This is a genomic window from Hymenobacter algoricola (genome assembly GCF_039539525.1).
Taxonomy (GTDB): Bacteria; Bacteroidota; Bacteroidia; order Cytophagales; family Hymenobacteraceae; genus Hymenobacter; species Hymenobacter algoricola.
Genome location: NZ_BAABDH010000045.1, coordinates 1 through 586 on the forward strand (window position 1 = coordinate 1; position 586 = coordinate 586).

Below are 586 nucleotides of genomic sequence, written 5' to 3' on the forward strand. Positions count from 1 at the left end.
CTAGTGCTTAGTCAGGAGAGTTTTTTGAACAAAAAGGCAGATTGGACGTTGCTTTTGGATGGGAAGACCAATCACACCATTTGTCCTGTCGTCGACTGACCGCCAGACTATTGAGGCTTTAACCCGCAAAGGCCGCCACGCCGGGCGCACGGTCCAACGCGGGCGGATACTGTTGCGGCTGGCCGACGGGGGCAGCGGCTACACGGTGGCCGACGAGGTGGGCTGCTGCGTGCAGACGGTCTACCAGGTGCGCCGCCGCTACGTCGAGCAGGGGCTGGCCAGGGCGCTCGGCGAGGCCCCGCGCAGCGGCGGCCCCCGGCGCTTTGACGGGGCGGCCCGCGCCGCGCTCACGGCCCTGGCCTGCACGCCGGCCCCATTGGGGCACAGTCGCTGGACCCTGCGCCTGCTGGCCGATAAAGCCGTGGAACTGTGCCTGGTGGAAACCATTTCCCACGAAACGGTGAGCCAGGTGCTTAAAAAAACGAAATACAGCCCCAGCGCCAGCAGCACTGGTGCCTGGGCGAAGTGAACGCCGCTTTTCTGGCCCGCATGGAGGACGTGCTGGCCGTCTACGCGCGGGCCTACG

Annotated in this window: 1 protein-coding gene; it reads left to right on the forward strand. The window is 65.7% G+C overall.

Going from position 1 to position 586, the window contains the following annotated elements; translation table 11 throughout:
- Positions 1 to 58 precede the first annotated feature (58 nt).
- Positions 59 to 529 (forward strand): helix-turn-helix domain-containing protein, encoded by a 471-nt coding sequence (locus ABD842_RS13675; protein WP_345114898.1) that lies wholly within the window; start codon positions 59 to 61, stop codon positions 527 to 529.
- Positions 530 to 586 lie beyond the last annotated feature (57 nt).

Coding starts and splice junctions, on each gene's coding strand:
- ABD842_RS13675 (WP_345114898.1), top strand. CDS start 59: ATGGGAAGACCAATCACACCATTTGTCCTGTCGTCGACTGACCGCCAG.